Below are 2,815 nucleotides of genomic sequence, written 5' to 3' on the forward strand. Positions count from 1 at the left end.
ACTCCCGACTCAAGCGGCTGCTGGCCGAGGCCGAGCTGGAGAAGGACGCTCTGCGGGAGGTGGCCAAGGGAAAATTCTGAGCCCGGACGCCAAGCGCCAGGCCGTGGACATGCTCAAAGAGGTCAAGGGCATGTCCGAGCGGCTGGCGTGCAAAGCGGTCGGGCTGGCCCGCTCCACCTACCGCCGCATCCCTGTCGCGCACACGCCGGCTGACCCGGACGCCGAGCTGCGCCAATGGCTGCGGAACTACTCCACCAAACACCCCTGCCACGGGTTTCGGCGTGCCTGGGCGGCGCTGCGCCATGACGAGCACCGGGAGGTGAACAAGAAGACCTCCGATTCCGCTAACTGTCAAGCGGCAGCTTCATTCTGGGGTGTGTCGGCGGAGTGACTGAAGGCTTTTTGCGCGTCGAAGGTTTGTCGGGTTTGTAGGCAGTGGTAGAGCTGGCCGATCATCTTGTTGAACAAGTGCCGCAGAGCGGCGGCGTGGCGATCGCCGTGGTCGCGGCGCCTGCGGTAGTGCGTGCGGGCAGGGCCCGGGTTGATCGAGGCATAGGTGGCCCAGACCCAGCCGACTGCGGCGAGCCGGTCATTCTTGATCCGGCGGTGGGTGATGGAAGTGACCTTGCCGGATGCCCTGGTGATGGGTGCTGATCCGGCATATGCCTTCAGTGCGCGGCCGTGGGCAAACCGGTCGCGGTCGTCACCGATCTCGGCGAGAATACGGGCGCCGGTCACCTCGGCCAGACCGGGGAAGCTGGTGATGACGGCATAATCGGGATGCTTGCGGAATTCCTCGGTCGCGGCCTGTTCCAGCTCGTCAGCGCCGGCGCAGGCGGCATCGAGCATCGCCAGCAAGGCGATCGCTTGGCGGCCCATGGCTTTTTCGACCAGGTCGGGCTGCCGCAATTGCGGGATCCGCAAGTGTTGCAGGATGTCGGTGGCCAGGTCGTCGATGCCGCGTCTGCGACCGGCGCGGCGCAGCGCGGCGGCGATGCGGGCCTTGGTGAGCCGGGCGGCGTGCGCGGGCGTAGGCGCGATGGCGAGGATCGCACGGGCTTCCGGTTTGGCCAGGTTGGTGGCGGACTTGCCGGCGAACGTGTCCAGGAACGCCGGATAGTATTCACGCAGCATCGATCGCAGTTCGTTGCCAGCCTTGGTGCGTCGCCACACCGCATCCTGCTGGGCGCGCGCCAAAACCGCTATGGCTTGGGCTAATTCGCTGTCAGCAGGTAGTTGTCGATGCAGGTGCGCATCAACACGAAGAATGTTCGCCAGCGTCATCGCATCGGCGTGATCGGACTTCGCGCGGGCCACCGAGTGCCGATCCCGGTAACGGGCACAGCCATCGGGTTGATCGCGAAAACCGGCCGTCCCGTGCCACGAAGCGCCGCCACCAGCAGCCCACGCGGTGTTTCGATCGCGACCGGAATCAGGTCTTCGGGGCTGTCGCCAGAGTCGGCGAGCAGTTCGATCAATGCGCTGAATCCGGCCGGGTCGCCGCTGATACGCTTCTTAGCCAACAGCTTGCCATCGCGGTCGATGATCGCAACATCGTGATGCCCTTCAGCCCAATCGATTCCGCAGAATCGCTTCATTCCTCACACCTCCGTCATGTCAGGTATTACCAACTGGTCCAAGACCTCAGCGAGAACGCGCAGCACCCTACTTACGAGCCTCTCGGGCTTGCCTCCGATGAGCTGTTCGCGATCCCAGCGCGCCCGCACGGCGCCGGTCTTCGTCAGAACTCTGCGGCTCTCGAAGAGATTCAGGGCGTCCGGTCGTGCAAGCGGGCTCGAACCACGATCAATCCCAACCGTTGACGAGCGGCCGGACCGCGACGACACGCCGTACCCGGTCCGGCCGCTCCTGCTGCCGCCGAGGCTCCCGGTCTTCTTGGAGGCCTCAAGGGCCTGAAGGTCCACAGGAATCACCGGCGACAACGAACCGGCATCCCGCGGTCTGCCTGAAATTCAGGCTCGCCAGGAAAGACAACGGGTCGCCGGGCCAAGCCGGCGAACGGCGACCGACAGCCCGGCACCAGGCCTGTGGATAGACCTGCCAACAGTCCTGTTCTGATCAGGTGTCCGTGCCGCTGGTGCACCGTTCACTGATAAGTAGTAGTAGTAGTAGTAGTAGTAGAAGGTGCACCGGCTGTGGAAGCAGGAGGGCCTGCAGCGCCGCGTGCACAGCCCACGCAAACGCGCAGGCCAGTCGACATGGCCGCCGGAGGTGGTCGCGGATGCGCCGAAGGTGGTGTGGGCGTTGGATTTCCAGTTCGACTCCACCGTCGACGGCAAGGCCATCAAGATCGCGTCGATGCTCGACGAGCACACCCGCGAATCGCTGCTGAACCTGGTCGAACGATCGATCACCGCCGAGCGGCTCACCGACGAGCTGGAGAAGTGTTTCGCCGCCGCCGGCGGCCCGCCGATGGTGCTGCGGATGGATAACGGACCGGAGCTTATTTCCCAAGCGCTGCAACAGTTCTGCGCTGACAAGGTCGGGCTGTCCTACATCCCGCCCGGAACGCCGTGGAACAACCCGTACATCGAATCGTTCAACAACCGGCTACGAAGGGAGTGCCTCAACCGCAACCACTGGACCAACCTGCTCGAAGCCCGCGTCGTCATCGCGACTTCAAGCACGAGCACAACACAGGACATCGTCACTCGGCGCTGGGTTACCGAACCCCCGCCGAGTACGCTGCCCGATGCAGCCACACCCATCACCCCATGGCCTGCGACATCAACTGAACCGACATCAACACAACCTGGCTCTAAAACCGGGTGGACCGACTATCGGGGACCTGCCA

At 64.4% G+C, this 2,815-nt stretch carries 2 protein-coding genes and 2 pseudogenes; 2 read left to right on the plus strand and 2 right to left on the minus strand.

The genetic code is table 11. The annotated features are described in order from the left end of the window. Positions 1-331 (plus strand): annotated as a pseudogene (locus F0Q45_RS25230) (IS3 family transposase); the annotation flags it as partial. Between the two features lie 20 nt (positions 332-351). On the opposite strand, the pseudogene F0Q45_RS25235 reads toward F0Q45_RS25230, so the two are convergent. Continuing rightward, positions 352-1,598 (minus strand): annotated as a pseudogene (locus F0Q45_RS25235) (IS110 family transposase). 3 nt (positions 1,599-1,601) lie between these two features. Then, positions 1,602-1,925, minus strand: a complete 324-nt coding sequence (locus F0Q45_RS25240; RefSeq protein WP_149656482.1) for a hypothetical protein — start codon at positions 1,923-1,925, stop codon at positions 1,602-1,604. 220 nt (positions 1,926-2,145) lie between these two features. On the opposite strand from F0Q45_RS25240, the gene F0Q45_RS25245 reads away from it, so the two are divergent. After that, positions 2,146-2,815 (plus strand): DDE-type integrase/transposase/recombinase (locus tag F0Q45_RS25245; protein ID WP_149656483.1); only part of this gene is annotated, 670 nt, incomplete at its 3' end.

It is taken from the genome of Mycobacterium simiae (assembly GCF_008370645.1).
GTDB classification, from domain to species: domain Bacteria; phylum Actinomycetota; class Actinomycetes; order Mycobacteriales; family Mycobacteriaceae; genus Mycobacterium; species Mycobacterium simiae_A.